Source organism: Streptococcus sp. 1004_SSPC, assembly GCF_001069025.1.
GTDB lineage: Bacteria > Bacillota > Bacilli > Lactobacillales > Streptococcaceae > Streptococcus > Streptococcus vestibularis.
The window spans coordinates 57521-73423 of sequence record NZ_JWGQ01000015.1; the positions used below are offsets into that span (position 1 = coordinate 57521).

Sequence of the window (15903 nt, forward strand, 5' to 3'; positions counted from 1 at the left end):
TTCAAATCCATGGATTGTAAAAACGCCCATGGTTAAGATAAATCAACTCCAGACTAATTCCCAATAAAAGAGTAGCTGATACGATTACAAGATAATCTTGTTTAGTCAAGGATTTGTGCACATACCATGTACGTTTTTTGTATTGACCAAATCGGCGTAATTCCATAGCCGTCGATACAGTATCAATACGTTCGAGTGACGAAAAAATCAGAGGGAGAACGATTTGTAGATTCCCACGAATACGTTTGACCAGTCCCGCCTTTTGTGACAAATCCAAACCACGCGCTTCTTGAGCCTTACGAATAGTAAAGAATTCTTCTTGAATATCTGGAATATAACGCAAGGTCAAACTGACGGAGTAAGCAAACTTATAGGGAATACCAATCTGATTAAGACTAGCCGCAAACTGACTGGGATGGGTCGTCATAAGAAAAAGAATGGCAAGAGGGACTGTTGAAAAATACTTAAGCAAAAGATTTGCAAGATAAAAGAGCTCCTGACTGGTTAAATAGAAACGCCCCCATCCTTCAATCAGAACTGTCTTAGCTCCATAAATTTCTTCACCATAACTAGGTGCGAAAAGATAAACCATAAGTAGATTAAAAAGGGCAATCGAGCCAATGATCTTCACAACAAAAGAAATATCTCTCCAACAAATGTTGGCCAAGTTAAAGAGATAAATCGAAAGTAGGCCTACTGCTAGGATAAAGCGTGGATCATAGGTAGCCATACAAGCAACTGAAACCAAGATAAAGAATAGCATCTTACTCGCCCCAGACAAATCATAGAGGAAACCTCGACCTGGTTGATAACCTATTAAACGATTAGACATAAGGCCCTCCTTTTTCTATATAATACTGGGTTACTTTTACTGGATCACATAACAACTTCTGACCTAAGCTATAAAGAGATGTCTGCTTGAGATTGGCTGACTCAAGTAGGTCCTTCTGATTGAGAATGGTAACAGGATTATCATCTGCAATGATTTTACCTTCAAGTACAACGATACAACGATCGCTATATTCCAACATGAGCTGCATGTCATGAGTAATCATCACAATGGTATGACCTTGCTTCTGAAGACTGTCCAAGAAATTCATGATATCTGTGTAAGTCTTGTAATCTTGACCAGCCGTTGGCTCATCCAAGATAATGATTTCAGGTTTCAAAACCAAGATAGATGCAATGGTCACGCGCTTTTTCTGACCAAAGGAAAGCGCAGAAATGGGCCATTTACGAAAACTATAGAGGCCACAAGTCTTCAGGACCTCATGAACACGCTCTTCAACCTCAGTCTCTTCAATTCCTCGCAAGCGCAAACCAAGAGCCACCTCATCAAAAATCATAGTTTGGCTAATCATCTGATTTGGGTTTTGCAAAACAAAGCCTATACGTTCTGAACGCTCGGCAATGCTATCCTGACTAATATCCCGACCCTTGTAAATTAATTGCCCTTGACTAGGGACAAAACCACATAGAGCCTTAGCAAGCGTCGACTTCCCAGCCCCATTTTTACCGACAATCGCTAGTCGCTCTCCTTTCTTCAAGCTAAAGGACATATCCTCTATGACTGCTGGATTATCTCCATAGGAAACGCTAAGCCCCTCAACCTTCAAAATAGAATCGGTCGAAGTTTCCGTTTTATCTCTCAAAACGCTATCTGGGATACCTAATCCAGACAAATCCAAAGCATCTAGTTGGCTAAGATTTTGTGCTCTAGTTGTATCAAATCCCAACTGACGTAAAACCGTCAGATACAGGGGGTCTCGAATCCCATTTTCCAACAAAAGTGTACTCGATAAAAGCTCATCTGGCCTACCGTTAAAGAGGAGCTCTCCTTTATTGACCAGTAAAATGCGGTCAACGGGACGATAAAGGACATCTTCTAGACGATGCTCAATAATAATCGTCGTAGCTCCTACCTCCTCGTGAATCTTATCAATGAGGTCAATGGTTCCCTGTCCTGATTTAGGATCTAAATTTGCTAGAGGCTCATCAAATAGAAGAATAGGACTCTCATCAATCAAGACACCAGCTAAACTGACTCGTTGCTTTTGGCCACCTGATAAATCTTGAGGGCGGTGATTCAAAAGAGAGGTTAAGTCTAGACGCTCAGCCCAGAGGGCTACCTTATCTTTCATCTCACTTTGATCAGCACAATCATTCTCCAAAGCAAAAGCCAAATCCTCGGCTACTGTTAGGCCAATAAACTGACCATCTGGATCCTGCAATACCGTAGATACCGACTGTGACTTATCATAGATAGATTGATTGAAAATATCCTGACCATCTATCCTTACCTGGCCTTTTGCCTGACCTTTATGAATATTCGGTATGATACCATTAAGACACTGAGCTAGGGTCGACTTTCCACTACCAGAAGGACCTAAGATTAGGACTTTTTCGCCCTTGGCAATATCAAAGCTGATATCTTTAAGCGTCGCTTCTGCTTGTGCATCATATTGAAATGTAAAGTGATTAAAACTAATGTATTTATCCATATTTCTACTAAAAAAGAGAGGAGGTATCAAAACAAACTGACAGTCCCACTCTCCTATAAGTCATGCTAATCTTTGGTAAGACTACCAGATTGTGTACGTGATCTAGCATAGATTGCAAGAAGGAGTGTTCCTCCAATTGCAATTGTAATAAAGTTAGCTACGCCAGCTACAAAACTTTGTGCATAAAGGTATGACCAGGCTTGTGCAAATTGGAGTCTATCACCAATAGGGGTAACAATACCATAGGCAATAAGGAGGGCCAATGCTTGTGCTAGGTTAAACCAAATCATACTCATCAAAGAAAACTTGCCAGTTGTCACATCATATTTTTTGTTGAATAGACCAATTACAAGTCCTGTAATAGCACTTGCAAGTACCCAAGCCCATGAGATATTTCCGTATTGGATGCCATCTTTAAGCGCATGGCCAATAAAGCCCATAAAGAAACCTGTAATAGGCCCATAAATCACTGAGAATAGGGCTTGAACAGCATACTGAAGTTGGATGCTAGTGTTCCCAAAAATAGGGATATTAACAAACATACCAATGATAATAAAGAGTGCTGCACCAATACCTGTCGCAACTACTGTACGAATTGAATTATTTTTCATAATCTTACTTTAATCTCCTAAACGTTTGATTTCAATGTGCCAGTTAGACCCTACACCAACATTATAAGCCTTAGCAAAAGACCCTTGGTTAATGGCTAAGCCAACACGATAGAGGGAATTGATATAAATAATTGGCTGACCGATACGAACATCCGCAAAAGATTTCCCATAGGTAACTTGGTTTTGGTAGACCAACATATCATTGTTAAAGATGGTTACTTCGAATCGATCACCAAAGTTTGGTTCCAACGCGTAAAAGTCATCACGTGTGATAGAGGTCCAAAGAGAGCCGAAACGGACATCCAAAATGTCAATCGCCCCACGAACCAAATTATCCTCTATGATGGTTTCAACCACTGGAAGTTCTAAAATTTTGTCCACAGGTAACTCAGGACCAACTTCTTCAAAACTGATATGACCAGAAGCTAATTTGGCACCTGTATAGGCATAAACATCACGACCATGGAAGGTATAGGAAAGCTCTGTATTACTACGACGATTCTCAACCTCGGAAATCTCACGAACAGCCACGATACCAACAACCTTCTTGATATAAGAAAGTGTTCCGTTATCTGGTGTGACGATATATTGCCCTGTCTTTGTTAAGGCAACCACACTTTTACGTGAGGAACCTACACCCGGATCAACTACCGAAACAAAGGTTGTCCCCTCTGGCCAGTATTCAACGGTCTGAAACAAACGATAAGAAGCCTCAAAAGTGTTGTAGGGAGTAATATCATGTGTCAGGTGATGAACTCCCAAACTCGCTTCTTCCTGAAGGGCCACACCAATCATGGCCGAAACAGCACCATCAACCAAACCAAAATCCGATTGAAGTACTAATAGGTTATTAGTCATAAATATCTCACCTTTTTCTATTAGAGACGTTTATTTTATCACATTTTATAGATATTTTAAAGATGACAAATTCTTGAGCTAGTTATAGCCTTTACCTATGTTTCCCTCTAAAATCAAAAAGTCAGCCCAAGAGGCTGACCATGTAGTAGTTATCTAAGATTTATTCCAACGACTTTTTTCTGCTACTGCTGTAAAAAGAACATCTGTTGACGAGTTGAGAGCTGTTTCACAAGAGTCTTGGATGACACCGACGATAAAGCCGACACCAACAACTTGCATAGCTAAATCATTTGAGATCCCAAAGAGGCTACATGCTACGGGTACCAAGAGAAGGGAACCTCCTGCAATACCTGAGGCACCGCAAGCAGAAATAGCTGAAACCACACTAAGAATAAGGGCTGTTGCAAAATCAACCTCAATTCCCAAAGTAGTCACTGCAGCAAGCGTCAAAACATTGATTGTCACAGCCGCTCCTGCCATGTTAATAGTTGACCCTAGAGGGATAGAAACAGAATAGGTATCAGGATTCAAGCCAAGGTCCTCACACAATTGAAGGTTAACGGGAATATTAGCCGCTGACGAGCGAGTAAAGAAGGCTGTAATCCCTGAATCTTTCAAACAACGGAAAACTAGTGGGAAAGGATTTTTGCCCATCATCATAAAAGCAATGATTGGATTAACAACCAAGGCAACAAAGGCCATTGTTCCCACTAAAACAAGGATTAGGACACCATAATCCGCCAAAACACCGACACCATTCTCAGAAATAGTATTAAAGACTAGACCAAGGATACCAAATGGGGCCAAGTTAATAATCCAACGAACGATTTGCGAAGTCACTTCCGCCAAGGTATTAAGCAAATCTTTCGTGTGATTGCTAGCTGTTCGCATGGCAAAACCAAAGACAACTGCCCATACCAAAACACCAATATAGTTGGCTTGAGCCAAGGCATTGACAGGGTTGTCCACCATCTTAAGTAATAAATCTTTAAAGACTTCTCCCACACCTTGAGGTGCCGTCGCTTTAGTCGCTGCTGCTGCTCCCAACTTCAGAGAAATTGGAAAAATATAGTGAGAAATAACAGCCGTCAATGCTGCCGCAAAGGTCCCAAAGAGATAAAGAACAATCACTGTCTTCATGTTGCTTTGTTGACCTTCTCGCGTTTGGGAAAGGGCATTGGCAACCAGGGCAAAGACTAAAAGTGGAGCAATTGCCTTCAAACCACCAACAAACATGTCTCCCAAGAGACCAATAACCGTAAACTTAGGAATAAATAAACCAAGCACAGCACCCACTACCACACCAATGGCAATGCGCTTAATTAGACTGGTTCTATTCCAAGTTGAAATAAAACGTTTCATAACTCATTAACTCCTTTTTGTGGTTAGCGCAACCACAAAGCATTCGACAGTTTCCATATTATGATAAATTACTGAAATCGTCAAGATATGAAAAAAGTCTGTGGTAAACAGGCTTTCAAATTCTATTTATGACTCAATTTGCGGGTTAAGAAATCACCGAGAAACTGAACAAGGAAAATCAAAATCAAAATCAAGAAGGTTGCCAAGATGGTAACTGATGTACTTGAGCGATTGTATCCATAATATATGGCGATGTAACCAAGACCACCTGCACCGATAGCTCCAGCCATGGCAGTTTCACCCACAAGGGAAATCAAAGTCACTGTTGATACACGAACCAATTCTGGGAGTCCTTCGCCAAGATAAACCTTAATCGTGTCCCAAAGACTTGCACCACTAGCTTGTGCTGCTTCAATAACGCCACGGTCAAGATCTGCAAGTACCACCTGTACTTGACGTGCAAAAAACGGGAAGGTTGCAGCTGACAATGGAACCAAAGCCGCTGTCATACCAAGGTTAGTCCCCACGATAAAGTAAGTGAATCCTTTCAAAATCGCTAAGAGGATGATGAAAGGAATGGCACGGAAGATTGAAGTGATTTTATCCAAGATTTGGAAAATGAATTTATTTTCAATGACGCCACGAGGACCTGTCAATACCAAGAAGAGCCCCATAACAAGACCAAGAAGTCCCCCAATGATGAAGGAAATAACCGTCATGTAGAGTGTCGCATAGATAGCGTCTGGCCAAGAATTAACCCCCTGCATACCGATACGATAAATATCTGGAAAGTTTTGTTGAATCCAATCTGCCATTATTGGGCTCCTTTCTTAAGTACTTGCAAGCTGACACCTGCATTTTCAATCGCTTTTTGAGCAGCAAGAACCTTATCTGCCTCACCATCCAAGACAACGACCAATTCACCAACAGGAGTGTCACCTAGAATCTCAACATTACCATAAAGAATGTTACTTGAAACACCGTAATCTTTGAAAATTTCAGTCAAGAGTGGCTCATCTGTTGAAGAACCTACATATTTAAGCTGAACAAGGAGTGCAGATGCAGGTAAGTTTCTCACCAAAGGTTGTGCATTAATCTTAGCCAAGGCATCCTCGATCCCTGCTGCAGTTTCAATAAATTCTTGTGTCAAATCCTCTTGTGGATTTGAGAAGATATTAAGAACACTTCCTTCTTCCAAAAGTTGTCCATTTTGCATAACAGCCACACGGTTACAAATATCTTTGACGATTTGCATTTCGTGAGTAATCATAACCACTGTCAACCCAAGTTTTTTATTCAAATCTTGCAAAAGTGAAAGGATTTGTTTAGTTGTCTTAGGGTCTAGAGCTGATGTAGACTCATCTGAAATCAAGATTTCTGGATCGTTAGCCAAGGCACGCGCAATCGCTACACGTTGTTTTTGACCACCTGACAATTGTGCAGGATAGTTTTCGGCACGATCAGTCAAATCAACCAATTCCAAGAGACTACGAATTTTTTTGTCTTTCTCTTCATTGCTTAGTTTAGAATGACGAAGGGCAAAGGCTACATTTTCATAAGCCGTCTTTTGAGACATAAGGTTAAAGTGTTGGAAAATCATCCCAATCGTTTGACGTTTCTGACGCAATTCTTTTGTCGACAATTGGACCTTACCATCTGCAAAAGTCACATCTTTACCAACAGTGATTTTACCAGCTGTAGGCACTTGCAAAAGATTAATCGCACGCACAAGCGTAGATTTACCAGCCCCTGAATAACCAACGATTCCGTAAATATCACCTTTTTCAATCTGGATAGACACATCCTTAACCGCTTGAATGGTGCGGCGTTTCTGCGTAAAGGTGATATCAATATTTTTCAAATCAATAATGACATTACTCATAACTTGCAATTAACTCCTTAATTAGTTCAATGTGGGTGTAGTAATCTGCTAGGCTAACATTTTCATCCCCACCATGGTCACGACTGTTGGCATTCCCTATACCAAAGGCTGCCATCGGAACACCCAAAGCCTGATGAATCATATGCATAGGCCCTGTACCTGCTGCCGTTGGAAGCACAGCAACACCCTCTTCATAAAAACCTTTTGCTAACTCAATAACATTGACAATAGCAGGATCTGACATATCACTCCGATAACTTTCTTCACCAAGAGTGAAGGTTACCTTGATACGGTCAAACCCCTCTTTTTTGAGGTGAGCCTTGATACAATCCAAAACATACTCAGGTGTCAAACCAGGGACCAAGCGCATCTCCATCTTAGCTTTGGCTTGAGCTGGTAGAATTGTCTTAACACCTTGCCCCTGATAACCTGTCGAAATCCCTTCAATAGAAAGAGCAGGTTCAAAATAGTAAGTTTTTAAGAAAGCTCGGCGGTCACTTTCTAAAATAGGTAGTTTTAAGCCATAAATCTTACGGAGGCTATCTGCATTTTCAATGGCGTAAGTCTCGATAAGATCCATCTCACGTTCATTTGGCTGGATAATTTTTTCATAGATACCATCGATAAGAATACGTCCCTGATCATCACGCATACTTGAAATAGCATTGAGCAAATACCATGAAGCCGATTCAATCACGGCACCAAATTTAGAATGAATATCAACATCAGCACTCTCGACAGACAAGTCAAAGGTAATAATCCCCTTGTTGCCACCTGTGATTTCCAATTGACCTTTACTATTTCGATTTCCTTGCTCCCAAACCAATAGGTCTGCTGGAAGAAGGTCATCTCGGTATTTTTCCAAATATTTTTCAAGGTCGGTTGAAGCAGATTCTTCAGCGCCCTCCATCATAAATGTAATGTTTACAGGAAGGTCACCAACCTCTCGAATATATTTCCGAAGGGCTGTCAGACGAGCTGTAATATGCCCCTTATCATCATCAACACCACGACCATACATGTAGCCCTTACGAACAGTCAGACAGAAAGGGTCATCTGTCCATGGCTGATCATTATCCGCAGGAACCGTATCATAGTGTTGATAGAAAATAATTGTTTTCGCATCTGGATTTGAACTCTTGAATTTTGCCAAGACAAAAGGTGCCGTATGGGTCTCGTCAATTGTCACCTCTGCTCCAACACTAGAGAAAATCTCACCAAGATAAGCAGCCACATCATAGAGACCAATATTTTGAGCAAAAATAGATTTTTTAGAAATCAAAGTCCGCAAAACTTCAAAATAGTGCTGAGCAATTTCATCGTTACGAAATTTTCGTAACTGCTCTTCTTCACTTGAAAATGCCATCAAATCGTCTCCTTCATACACGACAAAACGGCGTGCTCTCACACGCCCTCTGTCCTTAGCTTATTTCTTTGAATTAGCTTTCAATTGATCTTGTGTTGGGGCACCTTTCCATGCTGGAAGGTCAACCTTGTTAGATGCATCATAGATGATTTGCGCTACTTCATCATTTTGATAGGCTTTAATCAAAGTCTTGATAGCATCGGCTTTGTTTGATTTTTTCCAATCTTTATTAGCTGCAATGATGTTAACCCAATCTTTCAAATCTTGACTTGGATCTTCTTGGAAGAGAGTTGTGTCATAGTCAACATTTTGTTGTTGTGCGTATGAGTTGTTAACAACTGCTGCATCTACTGATGAAAGAGTTTGGGCAGCTTGTTCAGCTGCGATTTCTTTAATCTCCAATTTCTTTGGATTTTCAGAAATGTTCTTGATAGTTGCCAATTCACCATCTTTAACATCCAACTTAATCAAACCAGCTGTTTGAAGAAGTGTCAACGCACGGCTTTCGTTTGTACCATCGTTAGGTACTGAGATAGTAGCTCCTTCTGGAAGCTCTTTAACATCTTTATACTTAGCTTTTCCGTTTTCAGTACCTGAGAAAAGGTGGATTGGGCTAAGAAGTGTGTCAGCTGCCGCAACAACATCACCTTTATTTTCTTTGTTCCAGTTGTTCAAGAAATAAATGTGTTGGAAAGCATTAACATCGATTTCACCGTTTTTAAGGGCTTCATTTGGTTGATTGTAGTCTGTGAACTCTTTCAACTCGATAGTAACACCCTTGTCTTTAGCCAATTCTTTAACTTTATCCCACAATGGCTCAGTTGTATCATCCAATGTCATGATACCAACTGTCAAAGTTTTATCATCTTTAGCTGATTTATTACCACCAGCACCACAAGCAGCCAAAGCTACTGTTGAAGCGACTGCCAATCCTGTAATTCCGAGAATTTTTTTAAATTTCATAACGAACTCCCTTTAATTGTTTTAAGTGTAAAAATATTATCCCATAGGATGAGAATTGTAGCAAATTGTTTATAATTGTATATATCTATAGTTTTTAACTATAATGTGTCCTAGATTTTAATTATATGAAAAAGCTGAGAATCACTCCCAGCTCCTTTCTTATTTTTTGCTTGGAACTTTCAAAGCGTCTTTAGTTGGAATATAATCTTTATTTCCAAGGAATTTTTCAGCCAATTTAGCCAAAGTACCATCTTTTTGAAGTTCTTCCAAACGTTTGTTAACAAATTTTTGAAGGTCCTTTTGGTTATCTGCAAACAAGAAGTAGATGTATGGTTGTTGATCAGATTTAAGTTCAATAGTCTTCAAGTTACTCAATTTATTATTTTTAATGATTGCATTAACAGTTGGTGCATCAAAAATCTTGAAGTCGTACTTACCTTCATTCAAGTTTGTCAACATTTGTGTAATGTTTTCATTAGTATAGTTGAGTTCAACTGGCTTATCTGAATGTTTATCATTGAATTCAGTCAATTGAGTAGCTGTTGATGTTCCTTGAACAACCTGTGTTGAGTGTCCAGCAATGTCATCGTATTTCTTGATCTCACTATCTTTTGGAACAGTCAAAACAGCTGGTGTGGTACCAATTGGATATGAGAAGAGGTATTTTTGGTCACGTTCTTCTGAGTAAGAGATGTTGTTCCCGGCCATTTGATATTTAGCAGCGTCAAGACCTGTAAATACTGAAGACCATTCTGTTTTTTGGAATTTCACTTCATATTTATCAGAGTCTTTAAAGACTGCTTTAGCCACTTCCACGTCGTAACCGGTCAATTCACCATTTTCTTCATATGAGAATGGTGCTGTTGTCCCAACAGTAGCAAAGTTAATTGTTTCTTTACCACCTGAAGATTTAGATGCTTCTTTTGATGATTTAGATGAACATGCAGCAAGTAAAGCTACTGAAGCAATGGCTACACCCGTAATTCCAAGAATTTTTTTAAGTTTCATAATATTCTCCTTTGAGATTGATTGTTTTTATTGTAACAGAATTCACTAAGCTTAACTAATACTTAAACATAATCAAGGTGATAAGAAAATACTATCACCTCAAAATTTCAATTGTTTGACAAAGAAAAAGTAGAAAACCAATAACGATTTTCTACTTATCCTTGTTAATAATGCGACAAACGCTCAATCACTTGCTCGTTATTGAGCACTTCCTGGGCAGGAAAGAAATCAGCTTTGCCATCTTCAAAAAGAAGAACATCAGCCTTTTCATGATGAAGGTGCTTGAAGTGGTGAGCAGACATGATAATAGTTTTCCCAGCTGAATGAAGCTCATGTAGAAGTTCCCTAAAAAATTCTTCATATTCTTTAGAAAGATTATTGAAGGGTTCATCAAGAATATACACATCTGGATTCGTTACCATGATACTGGCAAAGGCCACTTTCTTCTTTTCTCCACCAGATAGTTGATAGGGAACGCGATTCCTTAAATCTTCAATTTTCAGCAGGGATAGTGTATCTTGAACCCGCAGTGAGACTTCTTCTTCGGTCAGACCTAGCTGACGAGGTCCAAAAGCAATCTCATCATAGACAGTACTATTAAATAACTGACTATCCACATCCTGAAAGAGGATTCCGAGGCGACTATAAAAATCCCGTTTTTGACGTTTGTCCTTCAACCATTCTTTGAGGTCCTTCCCTAAGAAAAGAATGCGACCAGATTCTTCCTGCTTGAAGCCAGTTAATAAACTGATAAGACTTGATTTCCCAGTCCCATTTTCCCCCATCAACATCACATATTGTCCTTGTCTAATCTCCAAATCAAGACCAGTAAAGACCTTTTTTTGTTCATAGGCACAGGCCACTTGTTTCAATTGAAACATCTCATCCTCCTAACAGAATCTGTCCTAAAATCACTGCTACTAGACTTATCAAGGCCAGCCAATCCTTCCATGTGAATGACTGTGATGACTTGACATACTCACCAACAAAGCAACGTGCTTCCATGGCTTGAGTCAGTTCCTCACCATAGCGAATAGCTTTAAGGTATAACATTCCCCAGATATTACTTCCAATCCGGAAACGATGATTGCCACCAAAGCTTCGCGCTTCAATTCCTTTGAGCAAATCCATTAATTGTTTTCCAAAGACATCGATATATTTTATGGTGATATCTAACTGGAGCAGAACAAGATCAGGAAAATGCAACCCTTTTAATGCCGCTAACATCTCACTTATTGTACTGGTCTCTGAATAATAAGCAATGGCTACGGCAATCAAAGGAAGTCTAAAAAGAAAGAGCGATTGACCTCCGCTAAGTAAGAGATGCGGTAGATAAAGAACTAAAGGAAAAATCAACAATACCACAGTCTTTTTCAAGGTTCTTACTAAAACAGAATGTGGTAGAAAAGCCACCCCAGCTCCTAGAAACAAGGCTAGAATCCACAAAACTGTGAGATTTTGGCTAATTCCAACTGAAATAAGTAAGAAAAAGAGAAGTAAAACCTTAGCCGTTGGATGAAAGACTGATGCTACTTTTAAAGGATGCGTTTCAAACTTTTGAAGCAGAGCTTCCAGATGGTGACGATTTCGAATAAGAAAGTTATTTCTACCGACTTTAGTGACTACCGGGCGCTCTTCTAACATCCAACTTGGCAGAATCATTTTTCAACCTTTCTACCGAAAATCAAGCGATAGAGGATGAAGAAAATCAAAACAGCAGAGGCAGCGCTCAGGATATAACCCAAGACTTCCGGAATGCCCGCGATACTATAATCTGGGAAGAGGGCATTAAATGAGAAACCATTCAACATTCCTTTTGGGGCTTGGGCTTCCACATGATAGTGGGACAATTTTTCCACCAACTCTTTGACATCCCATTCCGCAAAAGCTGTTCCCGTCGCCAATAAACCAAGTGGCGTTAGGATAATTAAGGCTAGGATAAAGAGCAATAAAGGACGTAGTTTTTTAGTCGTTAGTTCCTGAGTATTATCAATATTCAAACGTTCAATGAATTCTTGGACACCTGCTGTGAAGAATCCTTCTACCAGACCGATGAGGAGGTGAGTCAAGCCCATTACTGGAAGCGTCACTCTCAAAGGGTATGGATTGTAAAGTGGATTACCACTGCCATCTTTAAAGAGAATAGGTTGAATTCCTAGTAAAACTGCAACAGTCAGGGCCGCAGCTACAATCCCAATATAACCTCCAAAAAAGCTAGCAATTATCCTGTTCTTTGTCCACTTGTTCAAGAGTTTATAAACAGCATAACCCACAAATGGCATAACAACGGCCATACAAAAGGCATTAGCACCAAAGTCCAAGATTCCACCATCACCAAAGAGCAAGGCCTGCATAGCCAGGGCTACACTAACTGCTAAACAGGAAGCCCAAGGTCCTAACAATATAGCAATTAACACTGCCCCAACAGCATGGGCGCTCGTTCCACCTGGGGCTGGAAGATTAAACATCATGATAAGGAAGGACAAGGAAGTCCCGATTCCCAACATAGGAATCGTTTTTTTATCAGTATCAACTTTAACCTTTACTTCCTTGACGGCCTTATACCAAATAGGCAACATAACAGCCCCCATTGCCGCACAAGTCGTAGGGCTTAGGTAATTTTCAGGAATATGCATTTTTTATCTCCTCATATCATTTTTTCTCAAATTTAAAGTACTTAATCCATGTATTTCTTGTCTAAAATAGTCTGTACAGGCATAAATGACGCGACGATTATCCTCAGCAGTTTTTCCTAAGATACGTAACACCAGACCTGGGATATCTAAGGATGAAATAGCAAAATCAGACTCTAAATTCAAATCTTCTAAGTGCTTCTGCAAAGCCTTAACAAAAGCCTCGTCAATCGCCGGAGACACCATTACCAAGCTATTGTAATTACGCCATCCTTCAAAATAACCAAGTTTAAACATATCTTGTTTCTGAGGCTCTAAGAGAGTCTGATCGCTATAAACAAGCTCATTATCTTGGTAAATTTGTGTCAAATTACGAAAATAATGGTATTGAAACGGTAAGTCCTCATGAGACCAACCTGCCGTTACACCATCTGAATAAATCAAGTGGGCAGACTTATCCATATCAATACGACTTGTTTGGAAATAGCGTGATTTTAAATAGGGAATAACTTCATCAGCCATGTACTCCAAATAACTATTTTCTTCAAGTGTGATAGACGTATTCTGTTGTGTCAACTGTCCTTTCTCGCACTTGTAAACATAGGTCGGTGTTTGGGTTGTCACTAAGGCATGAGCATCTTTATTAACATCAATGGTCACTTGATACTGCTCACCCTCGACAAAGCCCCCACCCATATTAATGAGGAAATAGTAAGGAACGCCATTGGCATCTGAATTATCTGCCGATACTCGAGAGTTACCTTCTTGATATTTCTTGTGGGAAATTGTACGACCATTTCGATTTGAAAATCCAAGATGGACGAAGCCATCATATGCTTGCGTCATCTTATAAATCCTCTAATAAGAAATTCTTGCGAATCCATTCTTCCACTTCCTTAACATTATCATCATTATTCAAATTTGTGAAAATGAAAGAATCTTCATTACGGAAATGAAGGGTATCTTCACGCATACGGTCTAGGTTGGCTCCAACATAAGGCGCAAGGTCAGTCTTATTAATCAGGAACAAGTCACTCTTAATCATTCCTTGACCAGCCTTACGTGGGATTTTTTCACCCTGAGCAACGTCAATAATATAAATCGTAAAATCAACCAAATCAGGACTGAAGGTCGCAGCCAAGTTGTCACCACCACTTTCAAGGAAAATAACATCCAAGTCATGGTTAAAGCGCTCTTGAAGAGTTTCAATCGCTTCAAAGTTCATAGAAGCATCTTCACGAATAGCAGTATGAGGACATCCACCAGTTTCTACGCCAATGATACGGTCTTCATCTAAGCTTGAATTTTTAGCCAAGAAAAGAGCATCTTCTTTTGTATAGATATCGTTAGTAATAACTGCTAAATTTAAGTCAGACATACGTCGTGTAAGACGCTCGAGCAAAAGAGTTTTACCTGAACCAACAGGTCCACCAACTCCAATAATTACAGTACGTTTTGTCATTATTTTTTCCTCTCAACCTTGTCGATATTTTAAGACATGAATAGGCGGAACACCTGAGTTTCATGTTTCATCTGAGCTAATTCAAGACCAGGCGTATTGGCCCCAAGGTAGGACGCATCCAATTCTTGAATTTCTTGTGTCATTTTTTCTAATTGTGAAAAGCTACGTAAAACAATCTCCTGTCCAGCAAACTGTCCAAGTGGAATGGCACGAACAGCATTTTGAACCATCGTCGAAATCACACTATAGCCATAAAGTGCAATAGCTTCACTACATCCCAAACCCTTGTTAAACACATAGAGTGCAAAGACAATAGCTGGATTGCCGAAAACCTCACCCTTCTGTATTTTGGACTGATAGTCATCCAATACCGGAATAGCATGGAGCCTTTGAATGAGTCGAAGCATTTGCTTAGCAATCATTTTAGTCCCCTGTCTTGTTTCACGCGCTTGCGTTGAAACTGTCAAGACCTTATCATAATGCCAAACCTGCTCTAGATTGTCTGTAGCCATAGCGTCATAAACCAGTTTGATTACAAGACCTTCACCATATTTAAACTGACTAGCTAAATAGGCTTCTTGCCACTCTTCGTAACCTTTATCATCTGTTACAGTGTCTTCGCGCAGATAATTTTCCATCCCAAATGAGTGGTTAAATGATCCAATTGGAAAAGTTGAATCGACAATTTGTACAATTTCAAGATAATCTTGCAAAGACACATTCGCAAAGGGATTAATGTTCATGGGCAGTTAAATTCACATGACGTAGGGGTTTGTCAAGGACCACTTCTTCAATCGTGTAGGCAATCTCTTTTTGAGTCAAGACTTGCTCTACAACTGGGTCAACCTCTAAATAAATCTTGGCATCTTTCACCTCAATCGGTTTATGAGTATTCCCAAGAATATGAGCTGTGATTCCCATTTCATCCATATCTTTAGGTGAAATGACAATCAAATCCTGTGACTCAACACCAATAACTAGGACATGGTGATCATCGATAAAAAAGGCAGAGCCATTTTGCAATTTTTGTCCCTTATCAAGACGAATACCAAATTCATTCCCGTGATCACTCTTCACACGAATAATTTTTTTGTTAAGGTCATCACTCGAAAGAATGACTGTTTCAATATGGTATTTGTCCACATCGATATCTTTAACAAGAGCATCTACTTTTGTAAAAATCATACTTTTTCCTTTTCTATTACATTTTAAAAATCTAGCATCAAACTCATATAGCAACTCAATAAAGTGCTAAAA

The 15903-nt window shown here is 39.7% G+C and carries 17 protein-coding genes; all 17 read right to left on the reverse strand.

Going from position 1 to position 15903, the window contains the following annotated elements:
• Window position 1: 1 nt before the first annotated feature.
• Window positions 2–832, reverse strand: coding sequence for an energy-coupling factor transporter transmembrane component T family protein (locus ADF62_RS01735; RefSeq protein WP_003092123.1), 831 nt, complete (start codon window positions 830–832; stop codon window positions 2–4).
• Complete coding sequence (locus ADF62_RS01740; RefSeq protein ID WP_003097962.1) at window positions 825–2501, reverse strand: ABC transporter ATP-binding protein; 1677 nt, start codon at window positions 2499–2501, stop codon at window positions 825–827. The genes ADF62_RS01735 and ADF62_RS01740 overlap by 8 nt, the downstream gene beginning before the upstream one ends.
• Window positions 2502–2566: 65 nt before the next feature.
• Window positions 2567–3112, reverse strand: coding sequence for an ECF-type riboflavin transporter substrate-binding protein (locus ADF62_RS01745; protein ID WP_003092236.1), 546 nt, complete (start codon window positions 3110–3112; stop codon window positions 2567–2569).
• Between the two features lie 9 nt (window positions 3113–3121).
• On the reverse strand, window positions 3122–3970 hold the full coding sequence (locus tag ADF62_RS01750; protein ID WP_003097965.1) for an SAM hydrolase/SAM-dependent halogenase family protein: 849 nt from the start codon (window positions 3968–3970) through the stop codon (window positions 3122–3124).
• 153 nt (window positions 3971–4123) lie between these two features.
• Window positions 4124–5332, reverse strand: a complete 1209-nt coding sequence (gene sstT, locus ADF62_RS01755; RefSeq protein ID WP_003097968.1) for a serine/threonine transporter SstT — start codon at window positions 5330–5332, stop codon at window positions 4124–4126.
• A gap of 122 nt (window positions 5333–5454) precedes the next feature.
• Complete coding sequence (locus ADF62_RS01760; protein ID WP_003092149.1) at window positions 5455–6147, reverse strand: methionine ABC transporter permease; 693 nt, start codon at window positions 6145–6147, stop codon at window positions 5455–5457.
• A complete protein-coding gene (locus tag ADF62_RS01765; RefSeq protein ID WP_003092247.1) occupies window positions 6147–7214 on the reverse strand; it encodes a methionine ABC transporter ATP-binding protein in 1068 nt (355 codons plus the stop codon). Before ADF62_RS01765 ends, ADF62_RS01760 begins: the two co-directional genes overlap by 1 nt.
• Entirely contained in the window at window positions 7207–8580 is a 1374-nt protein-coding gene (locus tag ADF62_RS01770) for a M20/M25/M40 family metallo-hydrolase (protein ID WP_037621579.1), read from the reverse strand. Before ADF62_RS01770 ends, ADF62_RS01765 begins: the two co-directional genes overlap by 8 nt.
• A 60-nt stretch (window positions 8581–8640) precedes the next feature.
• Entirely contained in the window at window positions 8641–9543 is a 903-nt protein-coding gene (locus ADF62_RS01775) for a MetQ/NlpA family ABC transporter substrate-binding protein (protein ID WP_003092208.1), read from the reverse strand.
• A 159-nt stretch (window positions 9544–9702) separates the two neighbouring features.
• Window positions 9703–10551, reverse strand: coding sequence for an amino acid ABC transporter substrate-binding protein (locus ADF62_RS01780; RefSeq protein ID WP_003092206.1), 849 nt, complete (start codon window positions 10549–10551; stop codon window positions 9703–9705).
• A gap of 164 nt (window positions 10552–10715) precedes the next feature.
• Window positions 10716–11432 carry an ABC transporter ATP-binding protein gene (locus ADF62_RS01785; RefSeq protein ID WP_003092242.1) on the reverse strand — a complete coding sequence of 239 codons (717 nt, stop codon included), beginning with the start codon at window positions 11430–11432 and terminating at the stop codon, window positions 10716–10718.
• A gap of 1 nt (window position 11433) precedes the next feature.
• A complete protein-coding gene (locus ADF62_RS01790) occupies window positions 11434–12213 on the reverse strand; it encodes an energy-coupling factor transporter transmembrane component T (RefSeq protein ID WP_003097973.1) in 780 nt (259 codons plus the stop codon).
• Window positions 12210–13187, reverse strand: coding sequence for a cobalt transporter CbiM (cbiM, locus tag ADF62_RS01795; RefSeq protein ID WP_003097976.1), 978 nt, complete (start codon window positions 13185–13187; stop codon window positions 12210–12212). Before cbiM ends, ADF62_RS01790 begins: the two co-directional genes overlap by 4 nt.
• Before the next feature lie 3 nt (window positions 13188–13190).
• Entirely contained in the window at window positions 13191–14030 is an 840-nt protein-coding gene (locus ADF62_RS01800) for an urease accessory protein UreD (protein WP_003092279.1), read from the reverse strand.
• A gap of 1 nt (window position 14031) precedes the next feature.
• Window positions 14032–14646, reverse strand: coding sequence for an urease accessory protein UreG (gene ureG / locus ADF62_RS01805; RefSeq protein WP_002889928.1), 615 nt, complete (start codon window positions 14644–14646; stop codon window positions 14032–14034).
• Between the two features lie 29 nt (window positions 14647–14675).
• A complete protein-coding gene (locus tag ADF62_RS01810; protein WP_003092133.1) occupies window positions 14676–15389 on the reverse strand; it encodes an urease accessory protein UreF in 714 nt (237 codons plus the stop codon).
• Window positions 15379–15831: an urease accessory protein UreE gene (gene ureE / locus ADF62_RS01815; protein ID WP_003092266.1), complete on the reverse strand. Its 453-nt coding sequence runs from the start codon at window positions 15829–15831 to the stop codon at window positions 15379–15381. Before ureE ends, ADF62_RS01810 begins: the two co-directional genes overlap by 11 nt.
• Window positions 15832–15903 lie beyond the last annotated feature (72 nt).

Excerpts from the sequence above, each read along its gene's own strand:
- ADF62_RS01735 (WP_003092123.1), bottom strand. The coding sequence starts at position 832 with ATGTCTAATCGTTTAATAGGTTATCAACCAGGTCGAGGTTTCCTCTAT.
- ADF62_RS01765 (WP_003092247.1), bottom strand. The coding sequence starts at position 7,214 with ATGAGTAATGTCATTATTGATTTGAAAAATATTGATATCACCTTTACG.
- ADF62_RS01800 (WP_003092279.1), bottom strand. The coding sequence starts at position 14,030 with ATGACGCAAGCATATGATGGCTTCGTCCATCTTGGATTTTCAAATCGA.
- ADF62_RS01740 (WP_003097962.1), bottom strand. The coding sequence starts at position 2,501 with ATGGATAAATACATTAGTTTTAATCACTTTACATTTCAATATGATGCA.
- ADF62_RS01775 (WP_003092208.1), bottom strand. The coding sequence starts at position 9,543 with ATGAAATTTAAAAAAATTCTCGGAATTACAGGATTGGCAGTCGCTTCA.
- ADF62_RS01790 (WP_003097973.1), bottom strand. The coding sequence starts at position 12,213 with ATGATTCTGCCAAGTTGGATGTTAGAAGAGCGCCCGGTAGTCACTAAA.
- ADF62_RS01745 (WP_003092236.1), bottom strand. The coding sequence starts at position 3,112 with ATGAAAAATAATTCAATTCGTACAGTAGTTGCGACAGGTATTGGTGCA.
- ureG (WP_002889928.1), bottom strand. The coding sequence starts at position 14,646 with ATGACAAAACGTACTGTAATTATTGGAGTTGGTGGACCTGTTGGTTCA.
- cbiM (WP_003097976.1), bottom strand. The coding sequence starts at position 13,187 with ATGCATATTCCTGAAAATTACCTAAGCCCTACGACTTGTGCGGCAATG.
- ADF62_RS01760 (WP_003092149.1), bottom strand. The coding sequence starts at position 6,147 with ATGGCAGATTGGATTCAACAAAACTTTCCAGATATTTATCGTATCGGT.
- ADF62_RS01750 (WP_003097965.1), bottom strand. The coding sequence starts at position 3,970 with ATGACTAATAACCTATTAGTACTTCAATCGGATTTTGGTTTGGTTGAT.
- ADF62_RS01785 (WP_003092242.1), bottom strand. The coding sequence starts at position 11,432 with ATGTTTCAATTGAAACAAGTGGCCTGTGCCTATGAACAAAAAAAGGTC.
- ADF62_RS01770 (WP_037621579.1), bottom strand. The coding sequence starts at position 8,580 with ATGGCATTTTCAAGTGAAGAAGAGCAGTTACGAAAATTTCGTAACGAT.
- sstT (WP_003097968.1), bottom strand. The coding sequence starts at position 5,332 with ATGAAACGTTTTATTTCAACTTGGAATAGAACCAGTCTAATTAAGCGC.
- ureE (WP_003092266.1), bottom strand. The coding sequence starts at position 15,831 with ATGATTTTTACAAAAGTAGATGCTCTTGTTAAAGATATCGATGTGGAC.
- ADF62_RS01780 (WP_003092206.1), bottom strand. The coding sequence starts at position 10,551 with ATGAAACTTAAAAAAATTCTTGGAATTACGGGTGTAGCCATTGCTTCA.
- ADF62_RS01810 (WP_003092133.1), bottom strand. The coding sequence starts at position 15,389 with ATGAACATTAATCCCTTTGCGAATGTGTCTTTGCAAGATTATCTTGAA.